Source organism: Rhodanobacter thiooxydans, assembly GCF_021545845.1.
Classification (GTDB): domain Bacteria; phylum Pseudomonadota; class Gammaproteobacteria; order Xanthomonadales; family Rhodanobacteraceae; genus Rhodanobacter.
Map to the genome: position 1 here is coordinate 388,244 of NZ_CP088923.1, position 16,455 is coordinate 404,698.

Below are 16,455 nucleotides of genomic sequence, written 5' to 3' on the forward strand. Positions count from 1 at the left end.
TTTCCGAATCCCAAATCCCGAATCCCAAATCCCGGAGTCAAGTTATGGCAGCCAAAGAAGTCCGTTTCGGCGAAGACGCCCGCTCGCGCATGCTCAAGGGCGTGAACACGCTCGCCAATGCCGTCAAGGTCACGCTCGGCCCGAAGGGCCGCAACGTCGTGCTCGAGAAGAGCTTCGGCGCACCCACGATCACCAAGGACGGCGTGTCCGTCGCCAAGGAGATCGAGCTGGCCGACAAGTACGAGAACCTCGGCGCGCAGATCGTCAAGGAAGCCGCCTCCAAGACCTCCGACGTCGCCGGTGACGGCACTACCACCGCCACCGTGCTGGCGCAGGCGTTCATCCAGGAAGGCCTCAAGGCCGTCGCCGCGGGCATGAACCCGATGGACCTGAAGCGCGGCATCGACAAGGCCGTCGCGGCCGCCGTCGGCGAGCTGAAGAAGCTCTCCAACCCGACCGCGAACGACAAGGAAATCGCCCAGGTCGGCACCATCTCGGCCAACTCCGACACCAACATCGGCGACATCATCGCCACCGCGATGAAGAAGGTCGGCAAGGAAGGCGTGATCACCGTCGAGGAGGGCTCGGGCCTGGACAACGAGCTGGACGTGGTCGAGGGCATGCAGTTCGACCGCGGCTACCTGTCGCCGTACTTCATCAACAACCAGCAGAGCCAGCAGGTCGAGCTGGACGACCCGTACATCCTGATCCACGACAAGAAGATCTCCAACGTGCGCGAGCTGCTGCCCGTGCTGGAAGCCGTCGCCAAGGCCGGCAAGCCGCTGCTGATCGTGGCCGAGGAAGTCGAGGGCGAGGCACTGGCCACGCTGGTGGTCAACACCATCCGCGGCATCGTCAAGGTCGCCGCCGTCAAGGCGCCGGGCTTCGGTGACCGTCGCAAGGCGATCCTGGAAGATATCGCCATCCTCACCAACGGCCAGGTCGTGTCCGAAGAAGTGGGCCTGTCGCTGGAGAAGACCACCATCGGCGATCTGGGCCGCGCCAAGCGCATCGTGATCACCAAGGAAAACACCACCATCATCGATGGTGCCGGCGAGGCGGAGAAGATCCAGTCGCGCATCAAGCAGATCAAGGCGCAGATCGAGGAGACCTCCTCCGACTACGACCGTGAGAAGCTGCAGGAACGCGTGGCCAAGCTGGCCGGTGGCGTGGCCGTGATCAAGGTCGGTGCCGCGACGGAAGTCGAGATGAAGGAAAAGAAGGCCCGCGTCGAAGACGCCCTGCATGCGACTCGTGCAGCCGTGGAAGAGGGTGTGGTGCCCGGCGGCGGCGTTGCGCTGATCCGTGCGCTGAAGGCAGTCGAAGGCCTCAAGGGCGACAACACCGACCAGAACCTGGGCATCGCGATCACCCGCCGCGCGCTGGAAGCGCCGCTGCGCGCGATCGTCGCCAACGCCGGCGAAGAGCCGAGCGTGGTGCTGAACAAGGTGAAGGAAGGCAAGGGCAACTACGGCTACAACGCCGCCAGCGGCGAGTTCGGCGATATGGTCGAGATGGGCATCCTGGATCCGACCAAGGTGACCCGCACGGCGCTGCAGCACGCCGCGTCGGTCGCCGGCCTGGCGATCACCACCGAGGCGATCGTCGCCGAACTGCCGAAGAAGGAAGAGCACAACCACGGCGCCGGCGGCATGGGCGGCGGCATGGGCGGCATGGGCGGCATGGATTTCTGAGTATCCCCCGCCGTTGCGCGGCGACGGATCAACTCGGCGCGTTCGAGCGGCAGGGCTGCCGCTCAACGCACCGGAAATCCAAGGCAACACGAAAAACCCCGCTACGGCGGGGTTTTTCTTTGGCCGCGTTGCGGCCTCGCCGTAGTGGCATGTTGTTGCATGCATCAAAAATGTTGTCGTGCTGCCGGCGAACGGACAGGGACGAGTCGATGAAATGCGGCGGGTTCCCGCGCCGGCTCAGGCGGCAGGGCGTGAGCTTCGAGCCGGTGCTTGGAAATGCATTCGACGAGACCGTTGCCGCGCCGGGTATGGCAGCTTCCCTGGCGATGAGCTTGGATGCCGCGTACTTTGCTACAGGTATCGACCATTGGCACAACCGCCGCCCCGACGATTGATTGGTACGCCTGCGCATCGCAGACAGGTCTCGCGGAGGGGCGGAAAGCCTTCGCGTCCAGTGTCGGCAGCAAAGTAAAAGCCCCGGGAGTTGCCTCCCGAGGCTTGGCGTTGCCGCATTCGCCGAAGGCTCAGTGCCCGTGGGCGTGGGCATTGCCGCTGACGTGGGCGTTGCCGCTGGCGTTGACGCCCCGCACGGCGTCACCGATCGAGCCGGCCGCGCGGTCGGTGGACTGGATCGCCGCATGTGCGTCGTCGCGCACCTCGCCGCCCACGCCCCGGCCCATCTCGCCAGCCTTGCCGGCATTGGCGGCGGTATCGAGGCCTTCGCCCGCGTCGGCGTTGGCGCCGGCATGCGCGTCGCCGGCGCCCGCTTCGATCGTGTCGTTGGCATCCGCGTCGGTGCCGGCGTGGTCGTCGATGTCCGAGCGGGTCTTGTCGACGGTCTTGCGGGCATGCTGTTTTACGTGGGAACTGCTGCGATGCAGGGTCCGTTCCGTCTGGGTGGTGGCCTGATCGGCGGCGTGGATGGCGCCGGGTGCGGCGACGCCGGCACGGATACCGGCATCGGCCCGGGTGCCGCCGCCCAGGTGGGCTTGGGCGAAAGCGGATGCGGTGAATACGCTGGCACCGATGACGAGCACGGAAAGCATGGTCTTGCGCATGGGATGAGCCTCCACGATAGGGGAAAGGCCGCCGAGCACGCCCCTGCGCGCCGCTCTGCGGGCAGGTCGAACCTAGGCGTCGCTGGCGAACTGTCGTCTGAACGTGGGGTCGCCGCCTTCAGCCGCCGGACAGTTCGCTGAACGGCGATCCCGACGCCGGCGCCGAATCCCTCGCGTCACTGGATGGTGGCGGACGACGGCCTCTGCGCGGCGTCGCGATGGGCAAGCACGCCGGTCGCCGTCGCCGCCGGCTGCGGCAGCAGGTTGTCCAGTTTGTCCTTCATGCGCAGCTGGTCGATACTGGCCATGGCCTGGTCGAGTTGCTGCTGCGCGTCGCCCGCGGGCAGCGGCGGCGCGCCGGGGGCTTCGGTGAGCGCGGCCAGCTGCGGGCCGACCAGTTCGGTCAGCGCGAAGTACGGGTCGTCGTGGATGCCGACGTGGGCCAGCAGCTTGCCGGGCAGCAGCCACGAAGCGGTTTCGACGCTGCTGCGCTTGCCCGGGCGCTTCGGATCGACCAACAGCCACACCCCGGCCTGGCCCAGCATGTCGCCGCCGTCGACGAAGCCGGTGGTCTGGTAACTGTTGCTGAGCGCGGGCAGGTGGTCGCCGTAGAACAGCAGCACGCTGGGCCGCTGACGCCCGGCCAGCAGTTTTGCCAGCCGGCCGAGTTCGGCGTCGGCGTGCTTCAGGTGGTAGAGGTAGGTTTGCAGTTCCAGCTTGTCCTGACCCGAGATGCCCTCGGGCACCGGAATCGCGTCGCGCTCGGCAACCTGGGCGGGCTCGACGTCGTACGGGCCGTGTGCCTCGATGCTGATGGCGAAAATGAACTGCGGCGGCCCGTCGTCCTTCAGCTGGACCATGATCTCGTCGGTCATCGCGCTGTCGGCCATGTACTGGCCGTCGTTCGTCGCGGTGGGCGGGAACGAGGACTGCGACACGAAGCGGTCGAAGCCGATCGCCTTGAAGGCAGTGGTGCGGTTCCAGAACGCCGGATCGTTGCCGTGCAGCGCGGTCGTGCGGTAGCCATGCCGGTTCAGCGTGCGCACCAGCCCCGGCAGTGCCTTGTGGCTCATCTGCAGGTAGGGGAACTGCAGGTTGTCGAAGTAGCGCAGCGACAAGCCGGTGAGCACCTCGAACTCGGTGCGGATGGTGCCGCCGCCGAAGGTAGGCACGTGCAGCTTGCCGCTGGTGCCGCGCGCGGCGAGCCGGCGCAGGTTTGGCGTGAAGTTGCTGCGTTCGTAGCCGCGCATGATGCTCGGGTCGAAGAACGACTCGCTCTGCACCACCACGATGTCGGGCAGTTCGCTGCCGGCCGCCGACGCCTGCATCGACTGCAGCAGGGCCGGCGTGGATTGCTCGATCAGCCTGGCCGCCGCGGCGCGGTCGGGCTTGCGCTCGCCCTTGTTGTATTCGAGATGGAACAGCATCAGCGTGCTGACCAGGCCGGAATGGGCGGTGGTGGAGATCGCCGACCACGGTTCGAGCCACAGCGTCCTGCCGTTGTAGACCTTGGCCCAGGCGGGCAGGCCGAGCAGGATGCTGGCCAGTGCCAGCGCCAGCACGCCGCCGCCGAGCAGCCGCGCGCCGCGGGTGCGGCGCGGGAACAGCGGCGGTTCAAGCCGCCACGCCGCGACAACCAAGGCCACCGCGGTGAGCAGGCCCAGGTACGGCCACGGGCTGTGCGGCAGGTAGCCGGAGAGGATGTGCATGCCGCCCTTGTGCAGCTGGCCGACGATGCGGAAATCGTCCGGCAGCAGCGGCGTGCCGAGGTTCGCCACCTTCAGCACGTTCACCGCGTACAGCAGCCCCTGCAGCAGGAACGCCAGCGCGAACGACAGCAGCGCGCGCCGGCTGATCGCCAGCAGTATGCCGGCCAGCAGCAGACCCGGCCAGGCGTTGGCCAGCGGGACCCGGGCCTGGTCGAACAGGCGCAACGGGGCTACCCCGACGCCACCGTCCAGCAGCCCGGTCAGCAGCACGAAGGCCAGCACCAGCAGCAGCAGTAGCGCGGCGCGGAGGACGATGACGCGCCAGCGTGCGGACGGATTGGCGGAATTCAGGGGCATGGCAGTTCCGTGGCTACTGTCATGGTTTGGACTTGTCAATGTAATGACATCGAGATGAACCGCGGATAGGCGTGGCCGGCGAGTTTCGGGCTTGCATGCGGCTTGTTCAAGCTGGCCTCACGGGTGGCCGGCCGGCTTCGGCAACCACCCCCCATGCGGCACAATGGCCGGATGACCCATCCGGAATCCGCCGCGCTGCAGGCGCTGATCGACGACCGCTATGCCGAGCTGGCCGCTCGTTGCCGTGCCGCCGGCGTACCGCTGCACGACGACGCCGGCGTGGCCGAGCGCATCCGCCGCACCCTGCTGGCCAGCGACTTTGCCTTCGAGGTGTGGTGCCGCCAGCCGCAGCTGCTGGCGCCGGCCGGGCTGGAGCGGCTGCGCTCGGGCAGCGACGCCGGCGCGCGCCTCGACGCGTTGAAGCTGCCGGCGGACGAAGCCGCCTGCATGACCGCGCTGCGCCGCTTCCGCCATGCCGAGGCGCTGCGGCTGGTGTTCCGCGACGTCAACGCGCTGGACGAGCTGCCGGAAACGCTGTCCGCCACCAGCGTGCTGTACGAAGCGCTGCTCGAACGGGCGCTGGGCTGGTCCGAGCACGCGCTGGCCGCGCGCTACGGCCACAGCCGCGACCACGACGGTGTGCGGCAGCGGTTGCTGGTGATCGGTTTCGGCAAGCTCGGCGGCAGCGAGCTGAACTTCTCCTCCGACATCGACCTGGTATTTGCCTACCCGCAGGGCGGCCACAGCGACGGTGCGCGTCCGCTGGACAACAGCGAGTACTTCGTGCGGCTCGGCCGCCAGCTGGTGCGCCTGCTGAACGAGCCCACCATGGACGGCATCTGCGCGCGGGTCGACCTGCGCCTGCGCCCGTTCGGCAACGCCGGGCGGCTGGCGCTGTCGTTCGCCGCGATGGAGCAGTACTACCAGAGCGAGGGCCGCGACTGGGAGCGTTACGCCTGGATCAAGGCGCGCCCGGTGGCCGGCGACCTCGCCGCCGGCAAGCAGCTGCAGGAACTGCTGCGTCCGTTCGTGTACCGCAGGTACCTCGACTACACCGCATTCGCGGGGCTGCGCGAGATGAAGGCGCTGATCGACGCGGAGGTGGCGCGCAAGGACCTCGCCGACAACCTCAAGCTCGGCGCCGGCGGCATCCGCGAGATCGAGTTCATCGTGCAGCTGACCCAGCTGATCCGCGGCGGCCGCGAACCCAGCCTGCGCGTGCGCGGCCTGCTCGGCGCGCTGACCGCGTGCGAGGCGCGCGGCCACATCGGCGCGGCGCGCGCGCGCATGCTGCGCGAGGCGTACGTGCTGCTGCGCCGGGTCGAGAACCGCGTACAGATGCTGCGCGACGCGCAGACCCACGACGTCCCCGCCGACGCGCTCAGCCGCGAGCGCATCGCGCGCGGCCTCGACTACCCCGACTGGGACAGCCTGCACGCCGCGCTGGCCAGGCAGCGCGCCAATGTCAGCGAGGAATTCGCCGCCGTGCTGATGCCGCAGGGTGGCCGCGCCGCCCGCGTGCCGGCGGCCGACAAGCTGCTGTGGCAGCGCGCCTGCGACGAATCGCTGGATGCCGCCACGCTGGAGGCTTCCGGTTTCGCGCCCGGCGACGAACTGGCGGATGCGCTGCTGAAATTGCCGCAGGCCGCGGCGGTGCGCGCGATGTCGCCGCGCTCGCGCGAACGGCTCGACCACCTGATGCCGCAGCTGTTCGACGCCGCGCGCGCCACCCGCGCGCCGGTGGCCAGCCTGCTGCGGCTGTGCCGGCTGATGCAGGCGGTGGCGCGGCGCTCGTCCTACCTCGCGCTGCTGGAGGAGCAGCCGGCGGCGCGGCGGCGGCTGGTGCGGCTGTTCGCCGACAGCGCCTTCCTCGCCGAGCGCGTCATCGCGCAGCCGCTGCTGCTGGACGACGTGCTCGACCCGCGTATCGACCAGTTGCCGCTCAAGCGCGCCGACATCACGGCCGAGATCGCCCGCGTGCTGGGCACGCTGGAGGAGCGCGAGGCCGAGGCGGAGCTGGAGCGGATCAACGAGTTCAAGGCCTCCACCGCGTTCCGTCTCGGCCTGGCCTTCAACGACGGCCGCGCCGACGCGGTAGCCACCGCGCGCCGGCTGGCCGCGCTGGCCGAGTCGGTGGTGGGCGCGGTGCTGGCGCTGGCCGCGCGCGAGCTGGTCGCCCAGCACGGCCGCCTGCCGGGAGCCGACATGCAGCCGGGTTCCGGCTTCTCCGTGCTGGGCTACGGCAGTCTCGGCGGCGAGGAGCTCGGCTTTGCTTCCGACCTCGACCTGGTGTTCGTCTACGACGGTCGCCGCGCGCAGGCATTGAGCGACGGCGCGCGGCCGATCGAGGGCTCGCGCTGGTACCAGCGCCTGGCCCAGCGGGTGATGAACTGGCTCACCGTGCTGACCCGCGGCGGTCGCCTGTACGAAGTCGATACCCGCCTGCGCCCGGACGGCTCCAAGGGCCTGCTGGTCGGCAGCCTGGACGCCTTCGTGGCCTACCAACAGAGTCGCGCGTGGACCTGGGAACACCAGGCGCTGCTGCGCGCGCGTCCGGTGGCCGGCGATGGGGCGCTGAACGCCGAGCTGGCCAGGGTCCGCCGCGCGATCCTGGCGGTGCCGCGCGAGCGCGGCACCGTGCTGGCCGAGGTCGGCAGCATGCGCCAACGCTGGCGCGCCGAGCGCGACCGCTCCGACGAGCGCCAGTTCGACCTCAAGCAGGGCCACGGTGGCCTGCTCGACATCGAGTTCGCGCTGCAGGGGCTGGTGCTGGCGCACGCGGCCGAACAGCCGGGCCTGCTCGGCGTCACCGCGAATGCCGGACTGATCGAAGCCTGCCGCGTCGCCGGGCTGCTCGACGATCGGCAGGCGGCGACCCTCGCCGCGGCCCACGCCGAGCTGCTGCGTCGCGCGCTGGCCTGCACGCTCGACCTGCGCCCGCGCATCGCGCCGCGCGAGGCGGCGTTGGAGCAGCTGTGCGGCAGCGTGCGCGGGGTCACCGATGCGCTGGGTTTTGCGTTTGGCTGAATCGCGGGCGCGCTGCCGGGATTGGTCCGGACCTTGCTCAATCCGCCAGTTGTGCCGCCTGTTGCCGTGCCATCCGCTCCCGCAGCGCAGCGGCGATCGCGACCGTTTCGCGCAGCGGTGACGGTGGCCGCGCCGGCGCGTCGTCGTCGAGGCCACGCAGCCGGCCAGCTTCGCGCAGCGATTGGTGGAAGCGCGCAAGCTTCGCCGGCAGCGGCGCGGTGACCAGGGTCTCGACCGGGCAGCCGACGGCGCAGGCCTCCGAGAGCATGTTCACCGAATCGGGCGTGACCACCAGCCGGTCGGCCCAGCCGAGCACGCCGGGGTAGGGATTGCGGCCGTCGTCGGGGCCGGCCCAGAGCAGGCCGGGCACGTCGCGCAAGGCACGGCGAAACACCTCGACCAGCGCCGGTGGGGTGCGGCGCGAACCCAGCACCAGCAGGCTGCCGCCTCCGTGGCGCTGGCGTTCGAGCAGGTGTGCGGCCAGCTGGCGGGCGTAGTCGGCGTCCAGCGCGATGCCGCGGCGCGGACCGCCGAGCAGCACGCCCACGCGCGGCGACGGCAACTCGGCAAAGCGGGGGCAGGCGTCGCGGCCGTCGGCCAGCCACTCCTCGTCGACCGGGTTCAGCGAGCCCAGCGGCTGCAGCACGTTGGGGCCGTCGAGCTGGTCATGGCGGGGTGCGATCACTGCGTCCCAGTGCGCGGGGTCGATGCGCGGGTCCAGGATCTGCACCGTGTAGCAGCGGCCATCGGCCAGCCGGCGCAGCAGGCGGGTGCACAGCGCGGCGGCGCGACCGCAGCCGATCGCCACGGCCGGCCACGGTGGCGCGAACAGTCGCCGCTGGCGGGCGGGCAGGGCGAGCCGGCCACCCAGGGTCAGCCGCGGCGCCAGCCACGCCCACGGTGCCCGCGGCTGCAGCACCAGGTGGCGCAGCGGCAGTTGCAGGTATTCGGCCAACGCCAGCGCCTGGCGCTGGTTGCCGGCGGCGCTGTCGGTGATCACCCAGCATTCGCCGCGCAGTTTCAACATGCGTGCAGGCGCCGCGACATTGTTTCCCGAATGAACACGGTATGTTCCCTCAGTGGGTGGGCCGTTCGCTTGCAAGCGCCTATACACTTGCACAATGGCATCATTGCCGACACGTCTTCCACCGAGGATACCGATGAGCGAGTTGCTTTCCGAGGCCAGTCTGGACCAGTTGTTCCGCAATGCCCGCACCTTCAACGCGTGGCTGCCGAAAGAAGTGAGCGACGAACAGCTGCAGCAGGTCTTCGATTTGGCCAAGTTCGGTCCGACCAGCGCGAACTGCTCGCCGATGCGGGTGGTCTTCGTGAAGTCGAAGGCGGCGAAGGCGAAGCTGGAGCCGTTCCTGTCCGATGGCAACCGCGCCAAGACCATGGAGGCGCCGGTCACCGCGATCGTGGCCACCGACTACGCGTTCTACGAGCAGTTGCCGAAGCTGTTCCCGCATGCCGACGCGAAAAGCTGGTTCGTCGGCAACCAGCCGCTGATCGACAGCACCGCGTTCCGCAACGCCACCTTGCAGGGTGCCTACCTGCTGTTGGCGGCGCGTGCGGTCGGGCTGGACTGCGGCCCGATGTCCGGCTTCGACAACGCCGGCGTGGATGCGGCGTTCTTCGCCGGCACCACGGTCAAGTCGAATTTCCTGATCAGCATCGGTTACGGCGACGCCAGCCGCAACCTGTTTCCGCGCAGTCCCCGCCTGACGTTCGACGAAGCCTGCACGATAGCCTGAAGCCCGCGTCCCACCCCCGTTTTTCCGTCCCCTATTTTCCAAGGAGTCTTTCCATGCGCGCATTGAAGTATCTCGCTCTCGCCGGCCTGCTCGGCGCCGCCGTGTCGGTCCAGGCCGCCCCGGTCACCTACAAGCTCGACCCTGCCCACACGATGGTGCTGTTCAGCTGGAACCACTTCGGCTACTCCAACCCCACCGCCAACCTCGGCCTGGGCGAGGGCACCCTGGTGTTCGACGAGCAGCACCCGGCCAACTCCAGCGTGGAGGTGAAGCTGCCGCTCGACCTGCTCGACACCCATGTGCCGGCGCTGGACGAGCACCTGAAGAAGGCGGACTTCCTCGACGCCGCCCAGTATCCGGTGGTGACCTTCAAGAGCACCGCCGTGCAGGCGCTCGGCGCCAACAAGTTCAAGGTCAGCGGCAACCTCACCGTGCACGGCGTGACCAAGCCGGTGGTGCTCGCCGCGACACTGAACAAGATCGGCCCGCACCCGATGACCAAGGCGCCCTCGGTCGGCTTCGACGCCACCGCCAGCATCAAGCGCTCGGAGTTCGGTGTCGCCGGCTATGTGCCGAACGTCGGCGACGAGCTGACCATCCGCATCACCACCGAGGCCTCGGTGCCGAAGCAGGCCGCGGCCAAGTAAGTCGCCGTCGCCCACAAAAAAACCGCGCCATCCCGGCGCGGTTTTTTTTGTGTGGATGCGCTGGCTCAGTTCGCCCTCACACCGACGTCCTTGAGCGATTCCAGCTTGGTCAGGTCGATGCCGACCACCGCCTGCTTCAGCTGCTCGATGCCGTCGACGTAGCCGTTCGCCTTCACCGTGAAGCGCTTGCCGACCACCATGCTTTACTCACCGTACTTCGACTGGGTGTCCCATTCCTCGTGGACCAGGTTGCCATTGGCGCCGTAGGTCTTCTCGTAGCCGTGCTCGGTCTGCTTCTCCTCTTCCGGCGCCATCGCGGAGGCCAGCGACATAAAGCCCCCGGCGCCGCTGCTGCCGGTGACATGCATGCCGCCGACCGCCGCGCCGGTCAGCGCGGCAGTGCCGATCACGCCGGCAACGACCAAGCCGACGATCCAGCCCAGCACGGTCGCGCTGATCACGCTGACCGCGGCGTAGCCGCCGGCTTTCTCCGGTGGGCACTTGATGGTGTGCGGCAGGCCCAGATACAGCAGGTAGATGCTGTAGACACCGCCGATCAGCACGATCGGCAGGCCCAGCCAGGGCCCGATCACGCCGCTGCCGGCAACCCGGCTGGCGGTCCATGCGTAGGCCACCGCCTTCAGCGCCTGGTTCATGTCCTTCTCGCCGCCGAAGGTCGGCGCCAGCGCGTTGACGATCAACGCCACCACGTAGACCGGCACCAGCGCCAGCACGTAGTGCAGCAGCATGCCGGCGATGCCCATGCCGCTCCCCGGTGTTCCGTGTGCTGCCCCCGACAGGGGGCTGCAGCCCTGCTACCATTTGCAGCTTGATGTCCAGTCCGGAGTCCGCCGATGTCGTCCCCCCTTTCCGCGGCGGTGCCGCTGGTGCCGGCAAATGCCGAAAATCGTTACGAAGTGACGCGCGCCGACCTGCCGTTGTCCTGCCCGATGCCCGGCATGGCGCTGTGGAATTCCCATCCGCGGGTGTACCTGCCGATCGTCGACGACGGCGGCGAGACCGTCTGCGCCTACTGTGGCGCGCATTACGTGCTGCGCGACTGATTCTCCGGCAGCGTTCAGCTCGCTGGCGGCATTGTTCTTGCTTGTCTCCAGAGGATGAAAGCCTCCAGCCCAGAGCTCATGTCCAGCATGGTCGTGCCCGTCAAGCTGCTGACCGTGGTCCAGCTGATCCCTGCGCTGCATTCCGGCGGCGCGGAGCGTTCGGCGCTGGAAATCGCCCGCGGCCTGGTGCAGGCCGGCCACCGCTCGGTGGTGATCTCGGCCGGCGGGCGGCTGGTCGCGCAGTTGCAGGCCGAAGGCAGCGAGCACATCACGCTGGACCTGGGGCGCAAGTCGCTGGGCACGCTGGGCCGGCTCGGTGCGTTGCGGCGGGCGCTGCGTGAGCTGAAGCCCGACATCGTGCATGCCCGTTCGCGGCTGCCGGCCTGGATGGGCTGGTGGGCGCTGAAGGGAATGACGCCGCGGCCGCATTTCGTCACCACCGTGCACGGGCTCAACTCGCCTGGGCGCTACAGCGCGATCCTGCTGCGCGGCGAACGCGTGATCGCGGTCTCGCAGACCCTGCGCGACTACGTGCTGAGCCATTACCGCTGGCTGGAGCCGGGCAAGGTGCGGGTGATCCCGCGCGGCATCGATCCGCTGACGTTTACCTACGGACACCGGCCGGATGACGCCTGGCAGAAAGCCTTCTTCGCCGAGTTTCCAGCACTGGCCGGCGCGCCGCTGCTGACCCTGCCCGGGCGCGGCACGCGGCTGAAGGGCCACCATGATGCGGTCGAGCTGCTGGCCGACCTCAAGCGCCGCGGCATCGAGGCGCGGCTGCTGCTGCTGGGAGTGGTCGAGCCCGGCCGCGAGGCCTATGTGGCCGAACTGCGCGAGCTGATCCGCGTGCGGGGAGTGGCCTCACAGGTGGTGCTGACGCCGTCGCGCGACGACGTGCGCGACATCTACGCGATCTCGGCGCTGGTGCTGCAGCTGTCGAACCGGCCCGAGTCGTTCGGGCGCACGGTGATCGAGGCGCTGTCGTTGTGCCGTCCGGTGCTGGGCTACGCGCACGGCGGCGTGGGCGAGTTGCTGGCCGAACTGTACCCGGCCGGCCGCGTGCCGCCGGGCGACCGTGAGCGGCTGGTCGAGCGGGCCGCCGAATTGCTGCGGGTGGCGCCGCCGATCTCGCCGCTGCAAAGCTACCGCTTGGTCGACATGCAGCAGGCCACGCTGGCGCTTTATGACGAAGTGACCGGCGGCTAGAGCCTGCCTCCGGGTCCGCGAACGTTCGCGCTCGCCTACAATGCGTGACCACTTTCGCTGCGGTTCGCGCATGCATTCCTTCACCACCTCGTTCAAGGCCGCGCTGCGTTCCCCGCTGCTGCCATTCTGGCTGGTGGTCGCCTTGCTGCCGTTCGGGCGCAGTTCGGAGCTGGGCACGTTGCTGTGCCTGCTCGGCGTGATCATGCTGTTTGCGCGAAACCCGCAGGCGCTGCGCGAGCACCCCGGCGCGCAACTGCTGCTGTGGTTGCTGGCCGCCTACACGGGGGCGGCGCTGTTCTCCGCCGTCGATGCGATCCGGCCGGGCAAGAGCTGGGGCACCGTGGTTGCGCTGCTGCGCTACGCGCCGCTGGGCCTGTACGCCTGCTTCGCGATTCGCCGCGAGGAGAAGTTGCTGGCGCTCTACGTGGCGGTGGCCTGGGTGCTGGCGTTGTGGTGCGCCGATGCGTGGCTGCAGGCGCTGACCGGGTGGAGCCTGGGCGGGCACGCCGAGGCCGAGCGCGTTTCCGGCATCTTCGGCGCCGACAATCTCAAGCTGGGGCCGACGCTTGCGGTGCTGTCGCCGTTCGCGCTGTGGGCGGCGCGGCGGCGCTGGGGGTTGCCGGGCCTGCTGCTGGCGTTCGCCCTGATACTGGGGCCGGTGCTGCTGGCCGGTTCGCGTGCCGCCTGGTTGAGCTATGCGCTGGTGGCGCTGGGTTTCGCCTGGCGCGAGGCGCGCTCGCCATGGCGCTTTGCCGGTTTCTGCGCGGTTGCGGCGGTGCTGCTGGCGCTGGCCGGCGGCATCGCCTGGAAAACCTCGACGCGGTTCCATGACCGCATGGAGCGCACCTTGCTGGTGCTGCACGGCACCGACCAGTCGCTCGATACCGCGCTCAGCGGCCGGCTCGACATCTGGCACGCCAGCATCAAGATGTTCGCGGCGCACCCGATCAACGGCGTCGGTGTGCGCGGCTTCCGCTACGCGTATCCGCAGTACGCGCCGGCGAACGATCACTTCGTGGCCACCGGCGAGGCCTGCGGCGTGGGCGAAGGTGCCTGCCACGCGCATCAGCTGGTGCTGGAGATCCTCACCGAGACCGGCACGCTCGGCCTCGCGCTGTGGCTGGCCGCGGTCGCGCTGGCGTGGCGCGCATGGCGCCGGGTCGGCGCCGCGGCGCGAGCGCGGGCGTTCCCCGTCACGCTGGCGCTGGGGGTGATGCTGTTCCCGCTGAACACCCACCTGGCGTTCTACTCGGCCTGGTGGGGCCTGCTGTTCGCCTGGCTGCTCGGGCTGTGGTGCGCCAGTTTATTTGTAACCGGCATCCCTGCCGGCAAAGAAGAGCCCGGCATCCGTGCCGGACTCCTCAAAGAAGCACGCTCCTTGGAGGCGCGCGATGGGGCGTGAAGCGCTGTCGGTGGTGGTGACCACCTTCAACAGCGCCGGCACGCTCGACGCCTGCCTGCGCGGGGTGGCCTGGGCCGACGAGATCGTGGTGCTGGACTCGGGCTCGACCGACGCCACCGCGGCGATCGCCGCGCACTACGGCGCGCGCCTCCACGCGCAGCCGTTCGCCGGCTACAGCGCACAGAAGCAGGCGGCGATCGACCTGGCCAGCCACCGTTGGGTGTTGCTGCTGGATTCCGACGAATCGCTCGAGGCGGACGCCACGGCGCCCCTGCAGCGGGCGCTGCTCGCGCCGGACTGCGCGGGCTACCAGTTGTGGCGGCGCGAGTGGCAGTTCTGGCGCTGGCAGTCGCGGCGCGGCCGACTCAACCACTACGTGCGCCTGTTCGACCGGCAGCGTGCGCGCATGAGCGACCATGAAGTGCACGAGGAAGTGCAGGTGGACGGCCCGGTGGGCGTGCTCGACGTGGTCATCGACCACCACGGCGAGCCCGACGTCGCCGGCCGCGTGGCCAAGGCGAACCGCTACTCCAGCCTGCAGCAGGCCGACCTGGCCAAACGCCGGGTCGGCTGGCTGCGGCTGCGCATGGTGGCGTATCCGACGGTGGCGTTCCTGCGCTACTACGTACTGCGCGGGCACTGGCGCTCCGGTTGGGCCGGCTTCATCGCGGCGCGCATCCATGCGTTCTACGCGTTCCTGAAGTACGCCAAGCTGTACGAGCGACGACGGCCGCGGGACTGATCCGGCGGGCTCAGTCGCCGCTCAGGATCTGCAGGAAGCGGTCGGCGATCACCAGCATGCTGAAGTGCTGCTCCACGTAGTCGCGCGCGGCGGTGCCCATCGACGCCAGCAGCGCCGGATCGCACAGCTTCAGGATTGCCTCGCGCCACGCCGCCACGTCGCCCGGCGGCAGCAGCAGGCCGGTCACGCCGGCCTGCAGCGTCTCGGGTATCCCGCCGATGTCGCTGCCCAGCACCGGGACGCCGGCGGCTTGCGCCTCGACCGAGACGCGCCCGAAGGTTTCCGTGGCGACCGACGGGAAGGCCAGCATCGACATCGCGCTGTAATACGGCAGCACGTCGGGGATCCAGCCCAGGAAGTGGTGCCGGTCCGCGGTAGGGTCCGCTGCGGCGCGTTCGCGCAGCGCCGCGGCATCCGGGCCGTCGCCCAGCCACAGGCAATGCAGCCGCGGCTGCTGCGCCATTGCCGCGCTGGCCGCCTCGAACAGCGGGAAGATGCCCTTGCCGCCATGCATGCGGCCGCTGTAGCCGAGTACGATCGCCTGCTCGTCCAGGCCAAGCGCGCGCAGGATCTCACGGCGCCGCTGCGGGTCGGGCCGGCACAGTTCCGTGTTGACCGGGTTGTAGAGCACCCGCACCAGATGGCCGGGGACGCCCCGGTCCAGATAGGCCTGGCGCGCATGCTCGGAGACGGCGAGGAAGCGTTGCGCGAGGCGCGGGATCAGCCAGCCGGAAAGGCGCTTCATCGGCGGCGTGCGATGCCGGAACAGCGCCACCGGAATGCGCAGCAGCCGCCCGATCAGGATCAGCGGCCAGTACTCCTTGCCGAAATTGCCCACCAGCCAGTCCGGTTTCAGCTGCCGCGCCGCCCTGATGACGGCGAGATAGCCGCGCAGGTCGAACGCGTTGCGGAACTTCGCCTTGCTCAGGCGGACATCCGAGCCGGCCAGCCCCTGCCAGATCAGTCCGTTGGGGTAGACCACTGCGCCGACCTGATGACCGGCCACGGCCATCGCCTGCGCCAGGGCGACGAAGTGGCTGGCGGCGCCGGTGTTCTCGGGATTGGTGCCGACGAAGAGCAGCTTCACGCGCGGCGATCCTCGTAGCGCGACAGCACGCGCAGGGCGAATTGCGGCAGCAGGTGGTGGCGCGCCACCTGCACCCGCGGCAGCTGCCACAGGTCCATGCCGGCAATGGCGCGGCCGCGCCGGGTGGTGGTGGCGGCATCGAAGCCGGCCTCGCGCGCCACGCCGGCCACGCGGTCGTCGGCGTCGCCGTACGGGTAGCAGAACTGGCTGACCGGGGTGCCGAGGCGATCCTCCAGCGTGGCCTTGCTGCCGTGGATCTCGTCGTGCAGCTGGGCGTCACTGCATTGCGTCAGGCGAGGGTGGCTGCGGCTGTGCGCGCCAATCTCCATGCCGCCGCGGTGCCAGTCGCGGAGCTGCTCCGCCGACATCAGCGGCTTGCGCACGCCCAGCCGTTCGGCGTCCCACTGGTTGTAGCGGCCGATGCTGCCGCTGACGACGTAGCAGGTGGCGCTGAAGCCGTGGCGCTGCAGGATGGGCAGGGCGGCGTCCAGGTTGTCCACGTAGCCGTCGTCCAGCGTGATCACGGCGACGCGGCCGCTGCGCTCGCCGCGCAGGTAGGGCATCGCGGCCGACATCGACAGTCCGCGGTAACCGAGCCGGCGCAACAGCCACATCTGCCGCGCGAACGCCGCCGGGCTCACGAACAGGCTGCGGTACACGCGCAGGTCGGGCGGCGCGCGCGCGATGTTGTGATACATCAGGATGGGC

At 69.5% G+C, this 16,455-nt stretch carries 16 protein-coding genes; 9 read left to right on the top strand and 7 right to left on the bottom strand.

Annotated features, from left to right (window positions below):
* Positions 1–44 precede the first annotated feature (44 nt).
* Complete coding sequence (gene groL / locus LRK53_RS01650; protein ID WP_027491395.1) at positions 45–1,694, top strand: chaperonin GroEL; 1,650 nt, start codon at positions 45–47, stop codon at positions 1,692–1,694.
* 251 nt (positions 1,695–1,945) lie between these two features.
* Positions 1,946–2,089, top strand: a complete 144-nt coding sequence (locus LRK53_RS01655) for a hypothetical protein (protein ID WP_185754554.1) — start codon at positions 1,946–1,948, stop codon at positions 2,087–2,089.
* A gap of 129 nt (positions 2,090–2,218) precedes the next feature.
* Here the strand turns inward: LRK53_RS01655 and LRK53_RS01660 are convergent, their stop codons facing one another.
* Together LRK53_RS01660 and LRK53_RS01665 are read right to left on the bottom strand one after the other, a co-directional pair.
* Positions 2,219–2,752, bottom strand: a complete 534-nt coding sequence (locus LRK53_RS01660; protein WP_027491397.1) for a hypothetical protein — start codon at positions 2,750–2,752, stop codon at positions 2,219–2,221.
* 176 nt (positions 2,753–2,928) lie between these two features.
* Positions 2,929–4,818, bottom strand: a complete 1,890-nt coding sequence (locus tag LRK53_RS01665) for an LTA synthase family protein (RefSeq protein ID WP_027491398.1) — start codon at positions 4,816–4,818, stop codon at positions 2,929–2,931.
* Between the two features lie 171 nt (positions 4,819–4,989).
* On the opposite strand from LRK53_RS01665, the gene glnE reads away from it, so the two are divergent.
* Positions 4,990–7,845 carry a bifunctional [glutamate--ammonia ligase]-adenylyl-L-tyrosine phosphorylase/[glutamate--ammonia-ligase] adenylyltransferase gene (gene glnE, locus LRK53_RS01670; RefSeq protein ID WP_037088814.1) on the top strand — a complete coding sequence of 952 codons (2,856 nt, stop codon included), beginning with the start codon at positions 4,990–4,992 and terminating at the stop codon, positions 7,843–7,845.
* A 37-nt stretch (positions 7,846–7,882) separates the two neighbouring features.
* On the opposite strand, the gene LRK53_RS01675 is transcribed toward glnE, so the two are convergent.
* On the bottom strand, positions 7,883–8,872 hold the full coding sequence (locus LRK53_RS01675; RefSeq protein WP_027491400.1) for a mitochondrial fission ELM1 family protein: 990 nt from the start codon (positions 8,870–8,872) through the stop codon (positions 7,883–7,885).
* A 133-nt stretch (positions 8,873–9,005) separates the two neighbouring features.
* On the opposite strand from LRK53_RS01675, the gene LRK53_RS01680 reads away from it, so the two are divergent.
* The gene (locus LRK53_RS01680) at positions 9,006–9,599 is read left to right on the top strand and encodes a malonic semialdehyde reductase (protein ID WP_027491401.1); all 594 of its coding nucleotides are present in this window, start codon (positions 9,006–9,008) and stop codon (positions 9,597–9,599) included.
* 53 nt (positions 9,600–9,652) lie between these two features.
* On the top strand, positions 9,653–10,246 hold the full coding sequence (locus tag LRK53_RS01685; RefSeq protein WP_027491402.1) for a YceI family protein: 594 nt from the start codon (positions 9,653–9,655) through the stop codon (positions 10,244–10,246).
* A gap of 65 nt (positions 10,247–10,311) precedes the next feature.
* Here the strand turns inward: LRK53_RS01685 and LRK53_RS19190 are convergent, their stop codons facing one another.
* Both LRK53_RS19190 and LRK53_RS01690 read right to left on the bottom strand, forming a co-directional pair.
* Positions 10,312–10,446 (bottom strand): hypothetical protein, encoded by a 135-nt coding sequence (locus LRK53_RS19190; RefSeq protein WP_255324808.1) that lies wholly within the window; start codon positions 10,444–10,446, stop codon positions 10,312–10,314.
* 3 nt (positions 10,447–10,449) lie between these two features.
* Positions 10,450–11,010 (bottom strand): Yip1 family protein, encoded by a 561-nt coding sequence (locus LRK53_RS01690; RefSeq protein WP_051257471.1) that lies wholly within the window; start codon positions 11,008–11,010, stop codon positions 10,450–10,452.
* A gap of 90 nt (positions 11,011–11,100) precedes the next feature.
* On the opposite strand from LRK53_RS01690, the gene LRK53_RS01695 reads away from it, so the two are divergent.
* The 4 genes from LRK53_RS01695 (at position 11,101) to LRK53_RS01710 (ending at position 14,660) form a co-directional block, all read left to right on the top strand.
* Positions 11,101–11,310, top strand: coding sequence for a zinc-finger domain-containing protein (locus LRK53_RS01695; protein WP_008438157.1), 210 nt, complete (start codon positions 11,101–11,103; stop codon positions 11,308–11,310).
* A gap of 78 nt (positions 11,311–11,388) precedes the next feature.
* Positions 11,389–12,516 carry a glycosyltransferase gene (locus tag LRK53_RS01700; protein WP_027491403.1) on the top strand — a complete coding sequence of 376 codons (1,128 nt, stop codon included), beginning with the start codon at positions 11,389–11,391 and terminating at the stop codon, positions 12,514–12,516.
* Between the two features lie 70 nt (positions 12,517–12,586).
* Positions 12,587–13,918, top strand: coding sequence for an O-antigen ligase family protein (locus LRK53_RS01705; RefSeq protein ID WP_027491404.1), 1,332 nt, complete (start codon positions 12,587–12,589; stop codon positions 13,916–13,918).
* A complete protein-coding gene (locus LRK53_RS01710; RefSeq protein ID WP_027491405.1) occupies positions 13,908–14,660 on the top strand; it encodes a glycosyltransferase family 2 protein in 753 nt (250 codons plus the stop codon). Before LRK53_RS01705 ends, LRK53_RS01710 begins: the two co-directional genes overlap by 11 nt.
* A gap of 10 nt (positions 14,661–14,670) precedes the next feature.
* Here the strand turns inward: LRK53_RS01710 and LRK53_RS01715 are convergent, their stop codons facing one another.
* Both LRK53_RS01715 and LRK53_RS01720 read right to left on the bottom strand, forming a co-directional pair.
* On the bottom strand, positions 14,671–15,747 hold the full coding sequence (locus tag LRK53_RS01715) for a glycosyltransferase family 4 protein (RefSeq protein WP_027491406.1): 1,077 nt from the start codon (positions 15,745–15,747) through the stop codon (positions 14,671–14,673).
* On the bottom strand, positions 15,744–16,445 hold the full coding sequence (locus LRK53_RS01720) for a polysaccharide deacetylase family protein (protein ID WP_051257473.1): 702 nt from the start codon (positions 16,443–16,445) through the stop codon (positions 15,744–15,746). Before LRK53_RS01720 ends, LRK53_RS01715 begins: the two co-directional genes overlap by 4 nt.
* Positions 16,446–16,455: the final 10 nt, after the last annotated feature.

Excerpts from the sequence above, each read along its gene's own strand:
- LRK53_RS01710 (WP_027491405.1), top strand. The coding sequence starts at position 13,908 with ATGGGGCGTGAAGCGCTGTCGGTGGTGGTGACCACCTTCAACAGCGCC.
- LRK53_RS01720 (WP_051257473.1), bottom strand. The coding sequence starts at position 16,445 with ATGTATCACAACATCGCGCGCGCGCCGCCCGACCTGCGCGTGTACCGC.
- LRK53_RS01695 (WP_008438157.1), top strand. The coding sequence starts at position 11,101 with ATGTCGTCCCCCCTTTCCGCGGCGGTGCCGCTGGTGCCGGCAAATGCC.
- LRK53_RS01685 (WP_027491402.1), top strand. The coding sequence starts at position 9,653 with ATGCGCGCATTGAAGTATCTCGCTCTCGCCGGCCTGCTCGGCGCCGCC.
- LRK53_RS01675 (WP_027491400.1), bottom strand. The coding sequence starts at position 8,872 with ATGTTGAAACTGCGCGGCGAATGCTGGGTGATCACCGACAGCGCCGCC.
- LRK53_RS19190 (WP_255324808.1), bottom strand. The coding sequence starts at position 10,446 with ATGGTGGTCGGCAAGCGCTTCACGGTGAAGGCGAACGGCTACGTCGAC.
- LRK53_RS01705 (WP_027491404.1), top strand. The coding sequence starts at position 12,587 with ATGCATTCCTTCACCACCTCGTTCAAGGCCGCGCTGCGTTCCCCGCTG.
- LRK53_RS01680 (WP_027491401.1), top strand. The coding sequence starts at position 9,006 with ATGAGCGAGTTGCTTTCCGAGGCCAGTCTGGACCAGTTGTTCCGCAAT.
- LRK53_RS01700 (WP_027491403.1), top strand. The coding sequence starts at position 11,389 with ATGTCCAGCATGGTCGTGCCCGTCAAGCTGCTGACCGTGGTCCAGCTG.
- LRK53_RS01660 (WP_027491397.1), bottom strand. The coding sequence starts at position 2,752 with ATGCGCAAGACCATGCTTTCCGTGCTCGTCATCGGTGCCAGCGTATTC.
- glnE (WP_037088814.1), top strand. The coding sequence starts at position 4,990 with ATGACCCATCCGGAATCCGCCGCGCTGCAGGCGCTGATCGACGACCGC.
- LRK53_RS01690 (WP_051257471.1), bottom strand. The coding sequence starts at position 11,010 with ATGGGCATCGCCGGCATGCTGCTGCACTACGTGCTGGCGCTGGTGCCG.
- LRK53_RS01665 (WP_027491398.1), bottom strand. The coding sequence starts at position 4,818 with ATGCCCCTGAATTCCGCCAATCCGTCCGCACGCTGGCGCGTCATCGTC.
- groL (WP_027491395.1), top strand. The coding sequence starts at position 45 with ATGGCAGCCAAAGAAGTCCGTTTCGGCGAAGACGCCCGCTCGCGCATG.